Here is a 20,699-nt window from a genome sequence, read left to right on the forward strand (position 1 = left end):
ATGATTTTCCTTAATTTCTTGACAAATTCTTAAATATTATAGTAGTTTAAAAAATACGGGCGGATAGCTCAGATGGGAGAGCGCAGCCCTTACAAGGCTGAGGCCACAGGTTCGAAACCTGTTCCGCCCATGTGACCGTGGGGTGGTAGTTCAGCACGGTTAGAACGCTTGCCTGTCACGCAAGAGGCCGCGGGTTCAAGTCCCGTCCACCCCGTAAATATTTTCAAGGGTTTTCAGAGTATCTCCATCTACTGTGATAAACCACTGTGATAAAACTTTTTATCAAGTAGTTTTACTGCTTTTTTATGGTGAGAATATCTTAGAATCATTGCTAAGGTTATGTGCCCCAATAGTTCTTGAACTGTCTTTAAATCTGCTCCCTATACTAAACCTCATAGAAAGTGGACACAGTCAATTAGTAGAGGTTAAACTTTTTGCATAAGCAGAAGAGAGGCATGAATGAAAATAAGGAACAGCTAAGACATGTTGCATAAGGCTGCACAAATTGGAATGCTAAAAAGCATCCTCAAAAATGAGGTGCAGTGCAATCATTATTTTTCTATCCAATTTATCAATACATAGACGATAAAGAATCCCACAACAATAAAGAAAACAAAAGTAAAAATTGCCGTTTCAAGGGCTATCTTTCTTGGCTCTTTTTTTGTTGTGTAGTGGTGCATATACTCGTTATAGGTAATAAGATACACCATAACAGCGGCAATGATAGAAAAAGGAAGAAGAAGAATAAAATAAATTGTATTAGTTAAGACTTGGTCTGGCATTTCCGTTCTTCATATCTCTGTTTTTGGATTATACCCTATTATCTTTTCCTTTGCAAATAGAAGGTAACTATGTATAAATTATAAGGAAGATGGGTATCCAACGCATCATAGAATACTCCGCCAATTAAATAAAATAGATAAATGGAAGAAAAGTTTTCTCCCTTGTTGCTCAGCATCAGAATGACATGCTTTTTATTGTTTCAAGCACTCGCAAGGAATGCGAGGAATCTCTCCTGTTGTTCAAAAAGGAAAAAACGAGAAGGCTTTTCTCCTAAATCGCAGGGAGTACTCTGACTCGGAATTATAGAAAATAGATTTTTCTGAACAAGAAGGGTATTTTTACCTTGATGAATAAAAAAAGTTTTTATATACTTTGAATATGAAGACACGATTGATTATAATTATGTTTATTTTTATCTTCATCTCAGTCTCCTTTGAGGCTTACGCAGTTAACTTCAAAGGAGAGGCTATTAAAAAACTCTGTGCAGCAGAGCCAGTTAAGGAAGGAAAGAGATATATCTGCCCTTACTGTGCTGAAGTTACAGAGTTTGCTGGAGAGAGTTGGGAAAAGTTTGTGATAACAGATGTAATTGAGGAAATTTTCATTACTGGAAAGAAAGTAAAGTATGTGTAATACTTTGGCTGTAAACTTCGAGCATAGGTTATGGTGGGTATGTGATAATCGTGACAGAGATTGTAAAATATTGTAAAATTTTATTGAGAAAATGCTGATATATTATCAATTTAAAGAAAGGAGAAAAACCATGACAAAACAACTCTCAGTATTAACACTCACATTGACGGTTTTTATTTTTCTATGGGTTGCCGTGTTTGATGCACATGCTCAAGGGAATCAACAACAGTCTCAGGCATTCCAGATGAAGGATTTTTCAAAATCTCCCTCTCAGAAACCTTCTACAAGCGTAAGTGATATGATTAAGTGTATATATGACAAATGCCCTGCAAATCTCAAAAAGAATACTACTTCCAGTCAAAATCCGAATTTACCTCAACAAAAAACTAATCCACAAGCTCAAACTACTCCAGAAAACAAATCCGTTACAATTCAAAACACTCCCACCAAACCAGATGTTATCAAAACAAAAACAGACCCAAAGAAGATGAATTCTATATTTGTTTCAAAACCTCGCTCTGAGGAAGAAAAGGCAAATAGTCAAAATCAACCTAAAATGGTATCTCCAGAAGAAATGAGAGACATTCTCACAGGGAAAAAACCTGTACCTCAGAGCAGCAATCAACAGCAGCCTCAGCAACAAAAACAGACAGAAAAAATCGCTCCTAATCTGGTGATTCAGGATATGGGAGGAAATCCAGCACAGCAAAACCAGAATAGACAGATGACACAGACACAAAATCAGAATCAGAATAAAACCATTCAGCAAAATTGTGTTAAAGACCCTAAAAAACCCTTTGCTTCATGTGATCTGGGCGGAAAAAAATAATGAACATGGAGGAGATTCTTCGCAAACCCTTCGCCTATAGCTCAGGATGACATTTCCCTTTTCTTTCATTATGAGGCTTTAGCCGAAGAGTCTCCTTATTTTTTACAAAATCAAACAGCCAAATACTTTAACTTCAGGGGGAGGAAAAATGCTTATTGATGAAATAAAAAAATTATTACAGAATTATGATGGCAGTTTGGAAGAAAAGAAGGATACATATAAATTTGAGACAGTTATAGCAGAAAGAAAATCTTTTCTTTCAAGGAAAAAACTCATGTATATAATCAAATTCAAAATTGATGATATCTATAGAAAGTTTATTTTTTCCGAGATGCTTAAAGAAACAGGGTTTGGGCTTTCCTCTTCCGCAGGTGATGATGAGATGAGCTCAGGGTTTACTTTCAAGAAATACAAAACCAAACAGGGCTTTGGCACACCAATAGAGGAGACCATTGAGGAACAGTCAAATCTTTTTGGGCAGAAATACAATTACAAGTTTGATTTTAAGGTAATTAGGGAAAAGATAAAGCAGATATCGCAACAGAATGGCTATGAATTTGAATACAAAATATGGTTTTAAATTGACGAAGAAGGAGAAAAAATGCGAACGTATTTTTATTTTCTTTCAATCTTTTTAATTTTAATTCCTCAATTACTTACTGCTCAGTCGCAAACTCCTTATTTTGAAAAGTCTCTTGATGAGTACAATCCTCCTCTTGTTTCTGATATGGTGCCAAGAGAACTTCTTAATTTTAAACCTGTATCCTTTAAATTTTATGGAGGGACTATCACAGAATTAAAGGCTACAACTAAAGGGGGGCTATCAAGAAAGAGCGATGAACAAGAGTATGGCAAAAAACTTCACTTTGAATGGCAAATAAAAGGAAAATTAGTAACGCTTGATTATTATATAGTTTCGTGGGAGAATGCTCAGAAATATTTTGGTGGGAAAAAAGTTCATCCCAATACCTATACATATTTAAAAATTATTGACAAAAAAATAAGAAATGTTTGCTCAGGTGGTAACTGTCCTCATTTGTTTGTAGAATCTAATCTGCCAGACGAACACAATAAATGTGATTTTTATGCAAATCCAGATAAAATATCTCCCATTCCTTTTAAGTCAAACTATTACATATATAAACAATGTGCTATGGCTGGTGGACAAAAGTTTTACAATATTTATGTAGGTCTTTGGAGTTATGCTAATGTTTTTATAGAAGTTACTGCATATGATATTGATACACTAAAAAAACTTGGTGAATCAGCAGTTGCTAAATTGATGGGTAAAAGTGTTCCTGTTGAACAACCCGTAGAAAAACCAAAAGAAGTCCAAAAAGAACAACTAAAACAGGAATCACCAGAAGTAAGAGTAATCGCAATGCCTTCTGCTGCAGGTGATGACCTGTGGAGCATTGCCTATCTACCTGCAACTAACAAACTTCCTGCAAAAATAATAGCAGAGACAAAGCCAAATACACCTGTAACATTTCACATAGTTAAGAGTCCTAAAGACGCTTATTTAGTTATAGGCGATAAAAAAGGGGTTACTATAGAGACTAAATCAGACAGTAAAGGCATTGCAGAGGCACTTTTTTATTACAATGGTGGTAAAGTTACACAACCGAAGAAGTATGAAATAAAAGTAAGCACAGGGGAGGAAAGAGACATTGCAACAGTCAATGTTGGTTTAGGTCTTGCCTTTGATAAAATTAAAGCAGTGCAGGGTGCATACGGAGACAGACACCCCTTTACACTTTCTTTGGTAAGCAAGTATTTTCCTAAGTTAAATCTTGGGCTTTACTTTAGCAGTGCCTCACGTAAAGTATGGAATGGTCAGACTGTTGGAGTAAGGCTTAAACCTCAATGGGTAAATAAAACGCCTGATTTACCAGCAGATATGGTCTTTAATGGAATAACAAAAATAACACCTGTAATGGCATCTTCAGGTGGAAACAATGTTCTTACAGTGTTGTCTTACAGTTCAGGTGAGGAGACAGTTTACAACATAACCAAATATGCCTATCCTGCAGTAAAAATGATGAGTGATGGCATTCACAATTACAGAATAGTGGGAGAGTTAGTTTTAACAGATGAAGAAGGCAGAGATTTAGGAGGAATTGATGAAAGTTTAGTCCAATCAGATGCCCTTGCAGTTGTCTCAAAGGATACGCCTGAGCATTTTATGGTGAGCCTTGTTTGTGCCTTAGAGGCACAAAATGCTGATCAGTTTGTAATGCTTGATTATATAAAGAGATTTCCTGTTTATGGAAAGTATGCCGATGAATTTTTAAATGTAACTGGAATACTTTGTAAATTAGGGAAAGAAGACTACGAAGGACTGTTTTATGATTTAAACAACTATCTTGGTGGTAAGTGGTTAGACCATCTCACAAGTAAAGAAGTTTTCCCAAAACTTACACCAAGACAGCAAAAGGCAGCGAAATGGGCAAAGGCAGCCTTTGATGCAACCCAGAAAATAAAAACAAAGAGAGAATATGATGAATGGGAAGTTAAAGATCCTGCAAGAAGGTCAGCACAATCATTAAATCCAGACCATGATGCTAAAAAACTTGAGTACAATCGTGAATTAATTGCACCTGCTCTGATAGATTTCAAAGAAGCAGAAGAAGCATTACAGAAAATGGAAGAAAAACAGCCGAAAAATAAACCCATAGAGGCGAATTTTAACAACGAAAATTTGAAAAAAATAGATGAGCAGAAAACTCAGGGTCAGGGTTCTGAAAACACAGAGGGAAACGTCTTTGAAAAGGCAGTAAATGAACTTAAAGACACTTTCAAGAAAATTTTTAAATAAAACAAAATGGTTCGCAATTGATAGTTGTTGTTCCGAAGGAGGCTTATAATATCAAGGAATCTTAATTGCAAGGGTCACCCCGAGGGCTTTCCTTGATGAAACTGACTTGCAAGAGTCCCCTAACAGAGGAGGAGATTCTTCGTCTAAATCGCAGTCAAAGAAGTCCCTAACATGTCTCAGATAAGAAATTATAATGAGTTTACAAATACTGTAAAATTGCTCACCCCCTTTATATCCCACATGGTTCAGATGAAACAGGATTTAATCTTTTCAAAAATCTGTCTAACCCACTGCTTTATATCCCACATGGTTCAGATGAAACAAGTGTATCCTCATCTTTTCACAATCTGCCTTTATCACTTTATATCCCACATGGTTCAGATGAAACTTCCATCTTCTGTTTGAACCTCTTCCATCTGATAACTTTTATATCCCACATGGTTCAGATGAAACTAAGAACGGTGCTGACTTCACTTACTTCATCTGTCACCTTTATATCCCACATGGTTCAGATGAAACAGAATACAGAGTAATCAATTGCAGATTTCTCCAGACTTTATATCCCACATGGTTCAGATGAAACTTCAGATTCATCAAAGAAAATTTTTGGTGTCATTGCCTTTATATCCCACATGGTTCAGATGAAACATTGAGAAGAAAAGCAGAAAGAGAATTATTTTTAGACTTTATATCCCACATGGTTCAGATGAAACTGGATATTTTTCGCTGGCGTAGGTAATGGCAAGTGCACTTTATATCCCACATGGTTCAGATGAAACGAAAAATACTTTTGGAATTAGCAACTAAATATAACTCTTTATATCCCACATGGTTCAGATGAAACTGAGCGGATATAACTTCATTGAGCTTGCGTGGGGAAGCTTTATATCCCACATGGTTCAGATGAAACTGCTTCTTGCTTAGCTTTCCTTTCTAATTCTAAATCGTCTTTATATCCCACATGGTTCAGATGAAACTATTCTACCCCAAAGATATTCCATTGCGAGGTCTTGCTTTATATCCCACATGGTTCAGATGAAACAAAATATATTTTATAAGTTTATTCCTACCTCCAGTAAACTTTATATCCCACATGGTTCAGATGAAACTTAACCGTGCAATAAACATACTTGTGAACTATACAGTCTTTATATCCCACATGGTTCAGATGAAACCATACCTTTCGTGAGGTGGTAGATGCTAAGGATTATTGCTTTATATCCCACATGGTTCAGATGAAACTCGCAATCCCTCCTGCTATGGTAGTCCCTCCTCTGACTTTATATCCCACATGGTTCAGATGAAACTTTTTTAGCTCTTGTTTGCTCTGTTTTCTTGCTAAGCTTTATATCCCACATGGTTCAGATGAAACACAATATAAATAAGGCAGTTTCTCTTCAGGAAAAAACTTTATATCCCACATGGTTCAGATGAAACACGCATTAATGTTGCTGAACTTGCAAGGGTAATTGGACTTTATATCCCACATGGTTCAGATGAAACTTGAGGATGTCCGTTGGCATGACCTGCGGCGAACATTCTTTATATCCCACATGGTTCAGATGAAACGGGGATTGTGGATTACAGATATGACAGATTCAATCCTTTATATCCCACATGGTTCAGATGAAACAGGGACTAAATCCTCTGGCGGGGTTGTTAAGAAAAACTTTATATCCCACATGGTTCAGATGAAACACAATTAACAAAGAGTACCCCGCCGAACCGAAAACGTCTTTATATCCCACATGGTTCAGATGAAACAGGAAGAAATAGTAAAGATACTGCAGCATACTCCCGGTCTTTATATCCCACATGGTTCAGATGAAACGGTTCTAAAAACAGACAGAAAATTATAGGGCTTATACTTTATATCCCACATGGTTCAGATGAAACTTTTTATAATTTATCAGAACATTACTGCAGGGTATACTTTATATCCCACATGGTTCAGATGAAACATTGAAGGAGTAATAAAAAGATTCTCTGCATCAGGCCTTTATATCCCACATGGTTCAGATGAAACTTTACATAAGTGAATCAAGGGTAATTATTAAAACTGTCTTTATATCCCACATGGTTCAGATGAAACTAGAAAGAAATCAGAAAAAGAAGCTCTATACATACTTTCTTTATATCCCACATGGTTCAGATGAAACGATGAAGAAAAAATTAGACATAGGACAGCTTGACCTGCTTTATATCCCACATGGTTCAGATGAAACGAGGGGAATGTGTTTAAGGGAGCAATTGAAAATACCTGCCTTTATATCCCACATGGTTCAGATGAAACCTTGAGGCTGCCTGTCAGAGGCTTGGCTTGTCTATGCAAGCTTTATATCCCACATGGTTCAGATGAAACTTTAATAAATAATGCTAATATTTCATTAAAAGCAAACTTTATATCCCACATGGTTCAGATGAAACGATGTTAAGAGTAAAAACTCCTATAATTAATCCTGCCTTTATATCCCACATGGTTCAGATGAAACTTCTCTTTGAAGTTCCTATAGAGAGAATTAAATTAACTTTATATCCCACATGGTTCAGATGAAACGCATTATATAGAGAAATTCAGTACCACCGCCTTTGGCTTTATATCCCACATGGTTCAGATGAAACGGAGTTGATGGATTTATATAATTATCAGGACTCGACTTTATATCCCACATGGTTCAGATGAAACAGCATGTATTTGCAAGAAGTGAACAAGAGCTTGAACCTTTATATCCCACATGGTTCAGATGAAACGAATTTGAAGTTGAAATTTCTAATGATGATTTCTTTACTTTATATCCCACATGGTTCAGATGAAACGGCAACCACTGCTGTAAAAGACAAAAAAGTAATCTCTGCTTTATATCCCACATGGTTCAGATGAAACTACTGCTTCTATTGTTATGTAAGCAATTTCTCCAACCTTTATATCCCACATGGTTCAGATGAAACGGCAACCACTGCTGTAAAAGACAAAAAAGTAATCTCTGCTTTATATCCCACATGGTTCAGATGAAACTACTGCTTCTATTGTTATGTAAGCAATTTCTCCAACCTTTATATCCCACATGGTTCAGATGAAACATACTTGTTTTACAGAACACTAAAAAACACAACCGAACTTTATATCCCACATGGTTCAGATGAAACAACATGTCAGTTTTCTCATTGGCTTGAGTATCTTCTACTTTATATCCCACATGGTTCAGATGAAACAGATGTGCTGATGAGCGAGAAAGAGTTTTCAGAGAAGACTTTATATCCCACATGGTTCAGATGAAACGAAGCTAAGAAGGTTGAAGAAAAACCTGCTCAGAAGACTTTATATCCCACATGGTTCAGATGAAACTGTAAAGTAAACTACGTAACGTAGTTTACTTAAAACCTTTATATCCCACATGGTTCAGATGAAACGTTGTTGCCTTGCCTTCGTGCTTTTCAATTTGCACTTCTTTATATCCCACATGGTTCAGATGAAACCAACTGTAACTGTTAAAGATGGTGAAACCACTGCTATTGTCTTTATATCCCACATGGTTCAGATGAAACTCTTTTTTAGAATGAATTCTATAATTCATCATTATATTCTTTATATCCCACATGGTTCAGATGAAACTTAACATCTCCCTTGTCAATCGCAGATACAGGCAACTTTATATCCCACATGGTTCAGATGAAACATGGAAATTTATATGTAATTTTGAAAGTAGTTGCTCTTTATATCCCACATGGTTCAGATGAAACCGTTGATTGCATGTTCTTAAGCACTATCTGCATTGCTTTATATCCCACATGGTTCAGATGAAACATCTATCCCTTTTTCCGCACAGATGCGGGTTCTTGCTTTATATCCCACATGGTTCAGATGAAACATGCCATAAGGGCTGTGGCAATAGTAGATGCACCAATCTTTATATCCCACATGGTTCAGATGAAACTTATACTTATTTTTGGGTTCTTGAAAAACAATCAAGCTTTATATCCCACATGGTTCAGATGAAACATATTTGCCAGAAAAGTTAAAGCAATACCTTATCTCACTTTATATCCCACATGGTTCAGATGAAACTATTACTCTCAACCCAATCACGAATTTGTTCTGTTGTCTTTATATCCCACATGGTTCAGATGAAACTGCTTGAAGAACTGAAAGAACCGGAACCATACTGCACTTTATATCCCACATGGTTCAGATGAAACTGAACCCGTAATTATTCAAGATGCCGCAATATTCTTTCTTTATATCCCACATGGTTCAGATGAAACTGCTTGTTGACCATAACAGAAACTTTTTAGCTCCACACTTTATATCCCACATGGTTCAGATGAAACGAGGGTGAGGACATTTGTATTATTTGATAGAATAAGTCTTTATATCCCACATGGTTCAGATGAAACTTTTTGCATCTATATATGCTGTTTATATAATTTTTAAACTTTATATCCCACATGGTTCAGATGAAACATTCTCATACTCAAAAAGAAAAGCCCTTTCTGGCTCACCATCTCTTTATATCCCACATGGTTCAGATGAAACAATTTTATACTTTGCAAATTCTGTTTTTTATGTTTGCTTTATATCCCACATGGTTCAGATGAAACGAATTCATGAAAAAATGCCAGAAAGCTAAATCTTTGATCTTTATATCCCACATGGTTCAGATGAAACGAGTCCATACTGTGTTGGGCAGTATAAAGAGCTCCGCTTTATATCCCACATGGTTCAGATGAAACGCCATTTTTTTGTTTAGATTTCAACTTCAAAGTCTTCCTTTATATCCCACATGGTTCAGATGAAACTAATATTGACAAACTTGAAAATGCAAGATGTATGATGCCTTTATATCCCACATGGTTCAGATGAAACTATGATGCTGGACCTGATAAAACATTTAGAAAGCACTTTATATCCCACATGGTTCAGATGAAACGTTCAACAAACTCTTTGTGTTTGATTTTATTGACAACTTTATATCCCACATGGTTCAGATGAAACGAGACCAGATACAAGAGCATTAGGAATAGCATTAAGACTTTATATCCCACATGGTTCAGATGAAACGAAAACCACGTTTTGACAATAGAAGGTCTTACAAAACTTTATATCCCACATGGTTCAGATGAAACAAATCATCATAACCTTCTGAAGCACTTCTGGAACTGTCTTTATATCCCACATGGTTCAGATGAAACAAGTTTCTTAACTTAGTATAAAAATTATCACAAATAAATTCCTTTATATCCCACATGGTTCAGATGAAACCCGTTGGTAGTGGAGACAGGCTTTGTTGGAAGTTTGACTTTATATCCCACATGGTTCAGATGAAACATCACATATGCAAAAAGATACGCATTGTCTTTAGCTCTCTTTATATCCCACATGGTTCAGATGAAACGATGCAAAAGGATGTTACAGAAAATATGTTAAAAAACTTTATATCCCACATGGTTCAGATGAAACCAACGGGACAGAATGTTACTGTTGATGAAGTTGAGATCTTTATATCCCACATGGTTCAGATGAAACATTTCAAGTTCTAAATCCTTAAAATACCTTGTATCTATCTTTATATCCCACATGGTTCAGATGAAACACAATAAAAGATCCAAGTTGCTGTTGCGTTAAAACACTTTATATCCCACATGGTTCAGATGAAACATAGTCTTTGCCAAAAAGTGTGGCTTTACCAATATCTTTATATCCCACATGGTTCAGATGAAACGTTATAAAGCATATTGTTATGTCTCTGAACTTCTTTCTTTATATCCCACATGGTTCAGATGAAACTCACATATGCAAAAAGATACGCATTGTCTTTAGCTCTCTTTATATCCCACATGGTTCAGATGAAACAGTGAACTTTGTTAGACAAATCTAACTTAGTGAGTGACTTTATATCCCACATGGTTCAGATGAAACGTAGACCCATCGCCACATATGTCTCCAATTCAACAATACTTTATATCCCACATGGTTCAGATGAAACTGAAATTCCTAAAGACAAAATCATCTATAACAAAGACTTTATATCCCACATGGTTCAGATGAAACGTATGTATCGGCTTTATTGCAATCAATATCTTACACTTTATATCCCACATGGTTCAGATGAAACGTTGCAAGAGCTTTTATCCCAACCAGAGCTAATCTCTTTATATCCCACATGGTTCAGATGAAACTGAATGCTTGAGATATTTAGTTTATAACCGAACAAGACTTTATATCCCACATGGTTCAGATGAAACTGTTGCGTTCAAAATCTCTACTTCTTTCTCTAAGCGTCTTTATATCCCACATGGTTCAGATGAAACCCTGAGTTAGTTGAGGCGGGGAGAGGGGTCCTTCCTACTTTATATCCCACATGGTTCAGATGAAACTTAAACGAATGGAATGAGACAATGATAAAGCGATACCTTTATATCCCACATGGTTCAGATGAAACTGTGTATGCCAGAAGAAATTGTTTCGGCATTTTCTTCTTTATATCCCACATGGTTCAGATGAAACTATCAGCAGTTCGTCAAGTTTAATGTTTTTAACAGACTTTATATCCCACATGGTTCAGATGAAACAATATCAAATTTATTACTCAACCAGCAAGGACAATAATAACCTTTATATCCCACATGGTTCAGATGAAACACTGTACTGACACAACAGCGGAAATAACAAACTACAACTTTATATCCCACATGGTTCAGATGAAACCTCTTCTATGTTTTTGTCTTTGACATTAACCCCTTCCTTTATATCCCACATGGTTCAGATGAAACTTTGTTTTTTGATAAGTTACTATTTTCGTTGTTATCTTTATATCCCACATGGTTCAGATGAAACTGCATCTGCAGGAATGCTTACAAGAGATATTTCAAGCTTTATATCCCACATGGTTCAGATGAAACTAACTTTCCCTGAAAGTGCTGACATTTGAACCCATACCTTTATATCCCACATGGTTCAGATGAAACTTATACTGCTCTACTGCATCGTAGGCAAGTCTAAATACTTTATATCCCACATGGTTCAGATGAAACTCCCATCCTGCCCTGGCAAATTCTCTATAACATAAACCTTTATATCCCACATGGTTCAGATGAAACTCCTGCAAAAATCAATCTTCTTAAAATTACTGCTTTCTTTATATCCCACATGGTTCAGATGAAACCTTGTTTTTACATCGTGAACCTTCCCCTTGAAACACTTTATATCCCACATGGTTCAGATGAAACTGGTGCAGGTGGCTCTGGTGGAGCTGCGGGCTCTGCCTTTATATCCCACATGGTTCAGATGAAACTCGTCCGCCCACTCGCTTACCGTCTGCTTTGGTCTCTTTATATCCCACATGGTTCAGATGAAACAACTTCATCCCATGCAAGCCCTCCAGGATGGAATCTCTTTATATCCCACATGGTTCAGATGAAACTAAAAGCTATTCTGACATCTTTGGCAGTTTTTTCTGAACTTTATATCCCACATGGTTCAGATGAAACAACTTCAACTGGGCACATATTCCAGATGCAGACTTACTTTATATCCCACATGGTTCAGATGAAACAAAATTTCCAAACTGCCAAAAACCTTTATTTTTTCACTTTATATCCCACATGGTTCAGATGAAACAGACAGGCTTTGTTGGAAGTTTGACGGGGAGAGTATTCTTTATATCCCACATGGTTCAGATGAAACGACCTTGATAGAAAAATCACTATTACCACAAGACCTCCTTTATATCCCACATGGTTCAGATGAAACTTTGCTCCCTTTTTCGCACAAATTGGGCAACTGGTAGGTACTTTATATCCCACATGGTTCAGATGAAACTTGGCACACATATCAGATATTCACCATCTTTGATTGTCTTTATATCCCACATGGTTCAGATGAAACAAGCTGGATGCTTGACTTCACAGTCACTGAACCATCCTTTATATCCCACATGGTTCAGATGAAACCTGGTGGATTATCACGCTTCTGGTTGGCAATTTAGTCCTTTATATCCCACATGGTTCAGATGAAACATGAAATCCTCAGTAGGAACAAAGATGCCCCCACACCTTTATATCCCACATGGTTCAGATGAAACGATGCTGGACCTGCAAACATTGTTGAGGCTATTGGCTTTATATCCCACATGGTTCAGATGAAACCCAGCTTGTCAATGAACAATGAATTGCTCCCAAAATTCTTTATATTTCTAAATTTTACAAAAAAATTATCGCATCTGAGAACCCCCTCAAAAAACAAGTTATTTGCATCAGACCTTTAATCAATTTTTAAAAAATGTCCAAAATCACTTTTCAAATTATTGATAATATTATCTCTCGCCTAACCTCCGACTTAAAACAGGTTTGATGCAGACTTAATAATAGAAAGAGATTCCTCACTTCGTTCGGAATGACAGAAAAAATGACGGAATGACAAAAGATAACGGAATGACAAAAAGATGACAGACAAATAATAAGAATGACAAAGAGAAAATCGGAATAATATAGGTAATTCCAATTCGGAATACCATATGTAAATTCCACTCATAAATAAAAAAATGGTTCGGCATAAGCAATGTGCTCATTCTAAATGTGAGAATTAATAAAAATAAATAGAGATTTCCGCTTAGTTCAAAATGTTTACTCACAATTTATCTATAAAATATTACCCGTTATTTCTTTTTCGATGCCTAATACGGTTTTTCTGTAATTTAGCCTGTTTTCAAGGCTGTAGAAGTATACTGAATCTACTTCTTTGTCTATGACCTTTTCCAGTTCAAGCTTACATTTTAAAAGCTTTCCCTCTGTTATCTCTCCCTCAAATACAGAGTTCTGCACCCACATGAAATACTTCTTAAGTATTTTGCGAACCTTGTTTACTCTCTCTTCAGCAATGTCATATGTGACGATTAAATAAGGCATTTTAATTTATTCCTAAATTAAAATCTAAGATTCTTCGCTTCGCTCAGAATGACAGCAAAACCTTCAGAATGAAAATTTTCAGAATAATAAAAAATTTTACTGTAGCCTAAAATAGCAAGAACATTATCTAACTCACCACCAAGCCTTAAAAGGAGCATACACTTCATCTCCAATGAAATGTTTTATGAGTTTGTAACATTCAATTCTGATTATCGTCCTGTAGGAGACATTTCTTTTAAGCTTCCTATGTTTTATTGTTGTGCTTAATTTCTGGTCAAACTCTCTGATAAATTTTTTTCTACCACTTTCGTTTAAATAACAATAGTTAACATCTTCTTCAAAGTCATCCAGCTTTATCATGTTGTTGTTTATAAGTTTGAAAATGATTGCATCAGCTAAAAGAGGCTTAAAAATCTCGGCAATGTCAAGACTTAGAGAGTATCTTCTTTCGCTTGGTTCATGCAGGTAGCTCACTGTCGGATTAAGCTGGGTGTGATATATTTCATTAAGCACAGTGGTGTAAATCATGCTGTTTGCAAAAGAAATAAGAGCATTAATTGGATTCCTTGGAGGTCTTTTTTCTCTTTTTCCCATTGAGAAATCTGATTTTAAAAAGGTATTAAATGCCTCGTAATAAAAATCCCTTGCTCTTCCTTCACATCCCATAAGCTCGCTTATCTTTGTTGTCTCAACTGCATTACTCAATTCTTTCTTGATTTTCTCCTGAAATTCATCAGTGTTTTTGTATTCTCTGAGATTCCTGACCATATGAAATATCGCACCCTCTACAAAGGAATAGGCAAGATAAAATCTTCGCTCAGGGTCAAGAAAATGCTCAACCTGTTTTACCACAATATGTCCTGAGACATTTCTTTCTCTTGGCATAAGGCTACCTGAGTAAAATCCGTAGTAGTTGTAAAAGTGAACAGTCTTTCCTTGTTGGCATATGAAATTAAGTAGCTTGGTATTTAGGTCAACTTCACCAAAAATATGTATTGTATCAACATCCTCAATAGGAATGGCTTTCCTGTCTCCTTGTTCATTTTCTATGTATATTGTATTTTCCTTCCGCCTGATTCTTCCATTTGAGAATATGTAATAGTTTCTCATCGTTCAACTCCAGCAAAACTCAAAATAAGCACACTTTGTGCAATAAGGTTTTTTCTTTAATTCAGGTGGTTTTTCCATGCTCACAATTTCCCTTACTCTAACTAAAGCCTCCTCAACCTCCCTCTCCGCTTCAGGTGTAAGAGTAATTTCCTCTCTTTTACGCATTTTTGGATAGTTTATGATACCCTTTTTTTCAATTCCAATCTGCTTTAGATAGTAAAGATAATACAAAAGTTGAATTCTATCTGCATGGGCAAGGCGATTACTGTATTTCACTTCTCTTATCTGGTCATCGCCTACGATATCAATGTTTATCAGGTTATCAATGAGTAATTCCCGTTTTTCTTCTGCAGGATAGGAATACTCTGAAAGAAGCTTTCCCATAAGGACTTTATCAGATTTTGACTCCATTTGAATTCCTCTGTCAAAAAACCAGAGCTTCCGCTCGCAGACATAGAGGTAGTTGACCTTTATCCCGTTTGTCCTGAGAGTCTGAAAGTCAAATTCCTGTCTTAATGTTTCCATTTTAAATTAAAAAAGTATACTAACTGGTAAAGCAAAAAACTTCTCTCCAAAAGGAAGAATCCTTTCTCCCATGTATAAAACATATCCCGCTTTAAGATTACGGACGGCTTTATCTAAAGAAGCAATATATTTAAAGTCATCCCGCGTTACAGTTTTTGAAAATTTTACCTCAATGGCAATAATGCTTCTGCCCTGCTCAATAACAAAATCAATTTCCTGCCTGTCATGGGTTCTGTAAAAGAAAAGCTCAGCAGGTTTATCTGAATACTTTGTGGCCTTAAGAATTTCAGAAAATACAAATGTCTCAAAAATTAAGCCTTTGTAGGGAGACTGCATGAGGTCTTCTTTTGTTGATACTCCAAGCAAATGAGATAATATGCCACTGTCTGTGAAAAATAGTTTCCCTGTCTTGATTATTCGTTTGCTTATGTTTCTGCTGTAAGGTGCTAAAATGTAAATTTGATAGACCATTTTCAATAAATTAAGATAGTTCTCAAGGGTTTTAATTTCTAATTGAGCATCACGAGCAATATCTGATTTATTAAGCAAATTGGCAGACCTTGGCGCAAGCAAATTAAACATTTTTATAAACTTATCAAGATTTCTCAACTCTCCCAAGTCTCTAACATCTCTTTCAATGTATGTCCGTATATATGAACTAAACCATAAATATCTTCCAGTTACTGTGTCTATCTTTTGAATCTCGGGATATCCACCCTTGATGACCTGTTCAATAATTAAATCAGTCTCTATTAATGGTAAAGTGAAATCTTTAAAATTGGCATTAAAGAGTATTTCAATCACATTTTCCGTCTTTTTAGAAATCTCCTTACAACTTAAAGGAAAAAGCTCAATAATTGCCATTCTTCCTGCAAGCGTGTCCGATATGTCTTTAAATGCCAATATATTAGCAGAACCTGTTAACAGGTAACTCCCATTAATTCTGTTTTTATCTATGTCAAGCTTTATTGAATTTAAAAGTCTTGGCAATTTTTGTATTTCGTCAATGACAACAGGTTTTTTTAGATTACTGACGAAAAGCGGAGGGTCTGCTAAAGCGGATTCATACACGGTTGTATCATCAAGGGTTACATAGTTTTTAAACATAGACAGTGCAAGAGTTGATTTGCCAACCTGCCTTGCACCTGTAAGAAAAACAGCAGGAAAATACCTCATTGCAGTGGATAGCTTTGATGAAATAATCCTATGAAAAAGCATTCATACTCCCTAATATTTTGGTAATATATTACCAAAAATTACAGATTTTTGCAAAACTGATTCAATTCTAATATTTAGTCTATAAGTACTCCTTCTCCAGCTGTATCCTTTAATTGTAAACCTTTCTCATAAGAGTAGGTAACTTCGTTCATTATCATTATATTGTTTCTTTTGCAATATTCAGAATCAGGCACAGGGGTTAAATTTTTGAAATTTCCAAATATCTGAAGAGGAATTATAAAATCTTTTATCTTAGCTTTAGCCTTAATACGTTGCATTTTTTCTGTATCTTTATTGTCTATAAGTTCTATCAAATTCCTTATTTCCTTCTCATTTTCTTCATAAACAAGACGAGGAATAACGCAATAATTGAAAGCTATGTTTCTAAAAAAGGCTTCAGCTTCGGTCTTTGATTGAGCCTTAAAACCTAATTCAAGCAATTCTTTATTTCGCTTGTATTTTTCATAATATTTTGTCTTCTCAATATCTTTAAAAATTGTGAATATCGCATCTTGCTTATCTCTCTCATCCATGATTTTATTCTTGTAATTATTAAAAATTAGAGAATAAGTTCTGTCAAGAAGTTCTTTATCATAAATCCTATTGTCTTCAGCTTTAAAAATGTGAATATTGGGCTTATTATCTGTATATTCTCTTTTTCTCCAGCATCTTCCAAATCTCTGTAAAAGACTATCTATGGGGGAGCATTCTGTAAACAATGCATCAAAATCTAAATCAAGGCTCGCTTCTACCACCTGAGTAGCTATCCAGATTACAGGTGGATGTTTAGGGTTATTGACAGCCATTATTCCGTGGTCTCTGCTTTCTTTATTTTTTCTATCTTTCAGTATGTATCTTGAGTGTAGCAGTGATGGATTAAAATTTTTTAGCATATCATACATTTGCTGTGCTTTTTTTACAGTGTTACAGACAATCAGTATTTTTTTGCCTGATTTGAAGTTTTTATCAATCATCTTCAATGACCGTTCGCTGTCAATTGGTTCATCATAAACGGTAATAAAATGTCGCTTATTTGGCAACAATACAGGCTCAGGAAATTCCACATTCTGCAACTCCTTTAATTCTTCTTTAATAAAAGGTGGGAGTGTTGCTGTCATAATAAGAAATTTACTACCAAGCCTATGAACTTCCTTTAGAAAAACCATTATTGCCGCAATAGAGTCTGGAGAAAAGCTCTGTATCTCATCAAGCACAATCTTTGAATAGGAAGCAGTAAGATATGTCATTTCAAATCCATTATATTTGAAAACTGATGTTACAAGTTGGTCAGCAGTTGCTACAGTCAGGGGAGTAGAAAGTTTTCTTGCAGTTTCAATTCTTTCAACATATCTTTCCTCTGTATCATCATCCTCAATTATATTACTAATTTCACCATGTAATAGAGATACATTCTCACCGAATATATCTTTAAATCTTCTATACATTTCATTAACCGCAGTTCTAATGCCCAAAAGATAAAATGCCTTTTGTCCATTTATCCAGTTCATTGAATATTCGGTTTTTCCCGTACCTGTGGAAGCTACAAGAACTACGCTCTTATCTGATAGTCTTTTTGCCTCATTTTGAAAAGGTTTAAGATGCCATCCTTTTTTAGATAACCAATTATTGAAATCTTTTTCATAATTGCCTGAATAGTGACTTTCAGGCTCAATATTAGCAGAAGCAGTATAATCACATTTATGCAGTATGCCTTTAAGAAAAACAAGCAGTTCAAAATAATTCTTAAAATTTTTTTGTGAATCAATTTTCTGTTTTATATCTTTAAATATGTCATAGTCAAAATTTAAAGAATGGTTTATCCCTAATAATCCTTTATTTTTTTCAAGATCATGACAAATAGTTTTCTCTAAGGCTTTCTTATCAAAAGGCTTTGTCCTTGTATGATGAAATGCGATGCAGTATTGAACAAGGTCAGCAAAATGGATGGTATCAGTACTCAAAGTATGAAAATATCTTTTGTCTTCTCTTGAGAGGAAGGCTAAGGATAACCATTCATGAGGTATTTCATCAATATCTTTTAGTTCTGGTATTATTACTTTTTTAGATAATCCAAGCTTATTCTGAAATTTATGATTTAACTTGCCAAGGTCATGATAATAAATAATTTTTTTGATTACTTCATCATATTTTTTGATTTTTTCTGGATCAAGAAATGGTTTTATTCTCTCATAATTTTCAAATATTTTTTTGTTGTGTTCTTCAATAGTTTCAGGAGGATTTGATTTAGCAAATACAGGCATTTTTATATTGACAAAAAACTTACTATATACCTATCACTGTCAACATTAATTTCTGAATATTGAATTTTATTGCCCTTTGCAATGTAGATTGCGTTAACATACCTAAAAATTCTTTTATCTGTGAATGAATTTACAGGCTCATAATAAAAAGGCAATCTATAACATGTCCCCTCCAATTGCTCTTTTTTACAAAGCTCAGGTGCAAGATATATATTGTATGGAAGCCTGTATTCATCACTGAATGATAAAATGTCAACAAGACTTGTATCTTCAAAATCCACTCTTGCAATATCTTCATTTCTGCCGAGAATAACAGTTTTCTGCTTTAATGCCTCAAGAAGTTTGTCATTCAACCCTTCATCATCAAAGGATATATGAAGAATAAGTTCCATATCAACTATTTCGTCAACAAACATTATGCCTTGGTTTAATACCCTTTGCCCGCCAGCATAAATCCGTGGGCGAGGGTCTATAAATTCCCTTTTTTTATCATCTCTGACTCTATCAAATTTGTATACCTTCTGCATATTTGTTACTACAGAGGCATAGTTACCCTGTATGGATATTTTTAGATTGTGGTATTTGTTTAGGTTTAAAAGACTATGAGCCATACCTTTTACCATTGAAGGAGTTGGAAGTGGATAAGTCTGCACATAGCCATAGCTCAACTCCTTTCTGTAATTAACCATATTCTGATAGAGTTTGATTCTAACAGCTTTCATTTCAAGCCATTATAAAAATTATCAATTTTTTCATTAAGTTTAGTGAAAAAATCTTCTATTGGAAACTTATCTTTAATGTCTATGTCATCTATATTTGAAAATTCTCCATCAATATAACCTAACATACTCTGTTGTCCAACAGTATTTTCAAAGGTTTTAATAGCAAGAGTGCTGTTTATTAATTTTTCATTAAGCATAATCTTATCTTTGGTAAAAGAAAGCTTTATTCTGTTGTAAAAGAATGGATTACCAACATCATATAATCCACCTATTACAAATAAAGGAGAAAGGTTTTCTCTTTTACCTCTTATGTCTCTGTTAAGTAGCTTAATAACATTCAACAGACATTTTACTCTATTTGATCTCTCTGTATTATCAAGAACAATTTCATATATAGGATCAACACCTATCTCCTCAAGATTGCAGGTTAAAGTGTAACAATAATATGAACGATGAATTTCAGCCTGAAAAATGTCATTACCTACATTGTTTGGAATTCTATCTGCAAGTCCTTTATTGGTTGCAAATTCAAGTTCATTATAGAATGGTTCAAGGCTTACAGCATCGGTGAGTCTCACTACAGCTTTTCTAATCTTGTTAGAAGTTGTAGTTTTCATATAACCAAAGAAATCTATCTCGGGAAAATCTTTGATAGTAGCATGTTCGGCAAATTGGATAACACCAGCTTGCCTATCAACATCAGTAAGTCTATAACCGCAAAGCTCATTAAGCATTCTCACAACGTCATATCTCAGCGCCTGCCTGCTTATGTAAGAATAGTTTTTCCCCTCAGTAGTAACTTTTTTTAGTGTAAGAATATTCCCAACACCCTCGCCATAGTTTAAATTTGATGCTTTAAAGATTACTGCCAGATGTAAATATTTTTGGGCTATCAT

General features: G+C 35.2%; 12 protein-coding genes, 2 tRNA genes and 1 CRISPR repeat array. Of the genes, 6 read left to right on the plus strand and 8 right to left on the minus strand.

The features are described 5' to 3' along the window. Positions 1–57 precede the first annotated feature (57 nt). Positions 58–130: transfer RNA gene (locus tag THEYE_RS09920), tRNA-Val, on the plus strand. 9 nt (positions 131–139) lie between these two features. Further along, positions 140–214 (plus strand) — tRNA-Asp (locus THEYE_RS09925). Positions 215–551: 337 nt separating this feature from the next. Here THEYE_RS09925 and THEYE_RS09930 read toward each other — a convergent pair. Beyond that, positions 552–782: a hypothetical protein gene (locus tag THEYE_RS09930; RefSeq protein ID WP_028842903.1), complete on the minus strand. Its 231-nt coding sequence runs from the start codon at positions 780–782 to the stop codon at positions 552–554. A 403-nt stretch (positions 783–1,185) separates the two neighbouring features. On the opposite strand from THEYE_RS09930, the gene THEYE_RS09935 reads away from it, so the two are divergent. From THEYE_RS09935 to THEYE_RS09950, 4 genes are all read left to right on the plus strand, one after another. Beyond that, positions 1,186–1,416: a hypothetical protein gene (locus tag THEYE_RS09935; protein WP_164924876.1), complete on the plus strand. Its 231-nt coding sequence runs from the start codon at positions 1,186–1,188 to the stop codon at positions 1,414–1,416. A 130-nt stretch (positions 1,417–1,546) separates the two neighbouring features. Next, positions 1,547–2,245 carry a hypothetical protein gene (locus THEYE_RS09940; protein ID WP_012545393.1) on the plus strand — a complete coding sequence of 233 codons (699 nt, stop codon included), beginning with the start codon at positions 1,547–1,549 and terminating at the stop codon, positions 2,243–2,245. Positions 2,246–2,393: 148 nt separating this feature from the next. After that, on the plus strand, positions 2,394–2,825 hold the full coding sequence (locus tag THEYE_RS09945; RefSeq protein WP_012546783.1) for a hypothetical protein: 432 nt from the start codon (positions 2,394–2,396) through the stop codon (positions 2,823–2,825). A 21-nt stretch (positions 2,826–2,846) separates the two neighbouring features. After that, on the plus strand, positions 2,847–5,063 hold the full coding sequence (locus THEYE_RS09950; RefSeq protein ID WP_012545385.1) for a hypothetical protein: 2,217 nt from the start codon (positions 2,847–2,849) through the stop codon (positions 5,061–5,063). A 227-nt stretch (positions 5,064–5,290) separates the two neighbouring features. Continuing rightward, positions 5,291–13,208: a CRISPR direct-repeat array (repeat unit 29 nt; unit sequence CTTTATATCCCACATGGTTCAGATGAAAC). Positions 13,209–13,700: 492 nt separating this feature from the next. On the opposite strand, the gene cas2 is transcribed toward THEYE_RS09950, so the two are convergent. From cas2 to cas7i, 7 genes are all read right to left on the minus strand, one after another. After that, a complete protein-coding gene (gene cas2, locus THEYE_RS10040; protein WP_012546411.1) occupies positions 13,701–13,967 on the minus strand; it encodes a CRISPR-associated endonuclease Cas2 in 267 nt (88 codons plus the stop codon). A gap of 132 nt (positions 13,968–14,099) precedes the next feature. Then, positions 14,100–15,077 carry a type I-B CRISPR-associated endonuclease Cas1b gene (cas1b, locus tag THEYE_RS10045; protein WP_012545291.1) on the minus strand — a complete coding sequence of 326 codons (978 nt, stop codon included), beginning with the start codon at positions 15,075–15,077 and terminating at the stop codon, positions 14,100–14,102. 3 nt (positions 15,078–15,080) lie between these two features. After that, on the minus strand, positions 15,081–15,602 hold the full coding sequence (gene cas4, locus THEYE_RS10050) for a CRISPR-associated protein Cas4 (RefSeq protein ID WP_012545751.1): 522 nt from the start codon (positions 15,600–15,602) through the stop codon (positions 15,081–15,083). A gap of 6 nt (positions 15,603–15,608) precedes the next feature. Beyond that, on the minus strand, positions 15,609–16,820 hold the full coding sequence (locus THEYE_RS10055; RefSeq protein ID WP_012546576.1) for an ATP-binding protein: 1,212 nt from the start codon (positions 16,818–16,820) through the stop codon (positions 15,609–15,611). Between the two features lie 74 nt (positions 16,821–16,894). Continuing rightward, positions 16,895–19,081 (minus strand): CRISPR-associated helicase/endonuclease Cas3, encoded by a 2,187-nt coding sequence (locus THEYE_RS10060; RefSeq protein ID WP_012544994.1) that lies wholly within the window; start codon positions 19,079–19,081, stop codon positions 16,895–16,897. Positions 19,082–19,083: 2 nt separating this feature from the next. After that, a complete protein-coding gene (gene cas5 / locus THEYE_RS10065) occupies positions 19,084–19,803 on the minus strand; it encodes a CRISPR-associated protein Cas5 (RefSeq protein WP_012546885.1) in 720 nt (239 codons plus the stop codon). Beyond that, entirely contained in the window at positions 19,800–20,699 is a 900-nt protein-coding gene (gene cas7i, locus THEYE_RS10070; RefSeq protein WP_012544921.1) for a type I-B CRISPR-associated protein Cas7/Cst2/DevR, read from the minus strand. The genes cas5 and cas7i overlap by 4 nt, the downstream gene beginning before the upstream one ends.

The sequence above is a fragment of the Thermodesulfovibrio yellowstonii DSM 11347 genome, assembly GCF_000020985.1.
GTDB lineage: Bacteria > Nitrospirota > Thermodesulfovibrionia > Thermodesulfovibrionales > Thermodesulfovibrionaceae > Thermodesulfovibrio > Thermodesulfovibrio yellowstonii.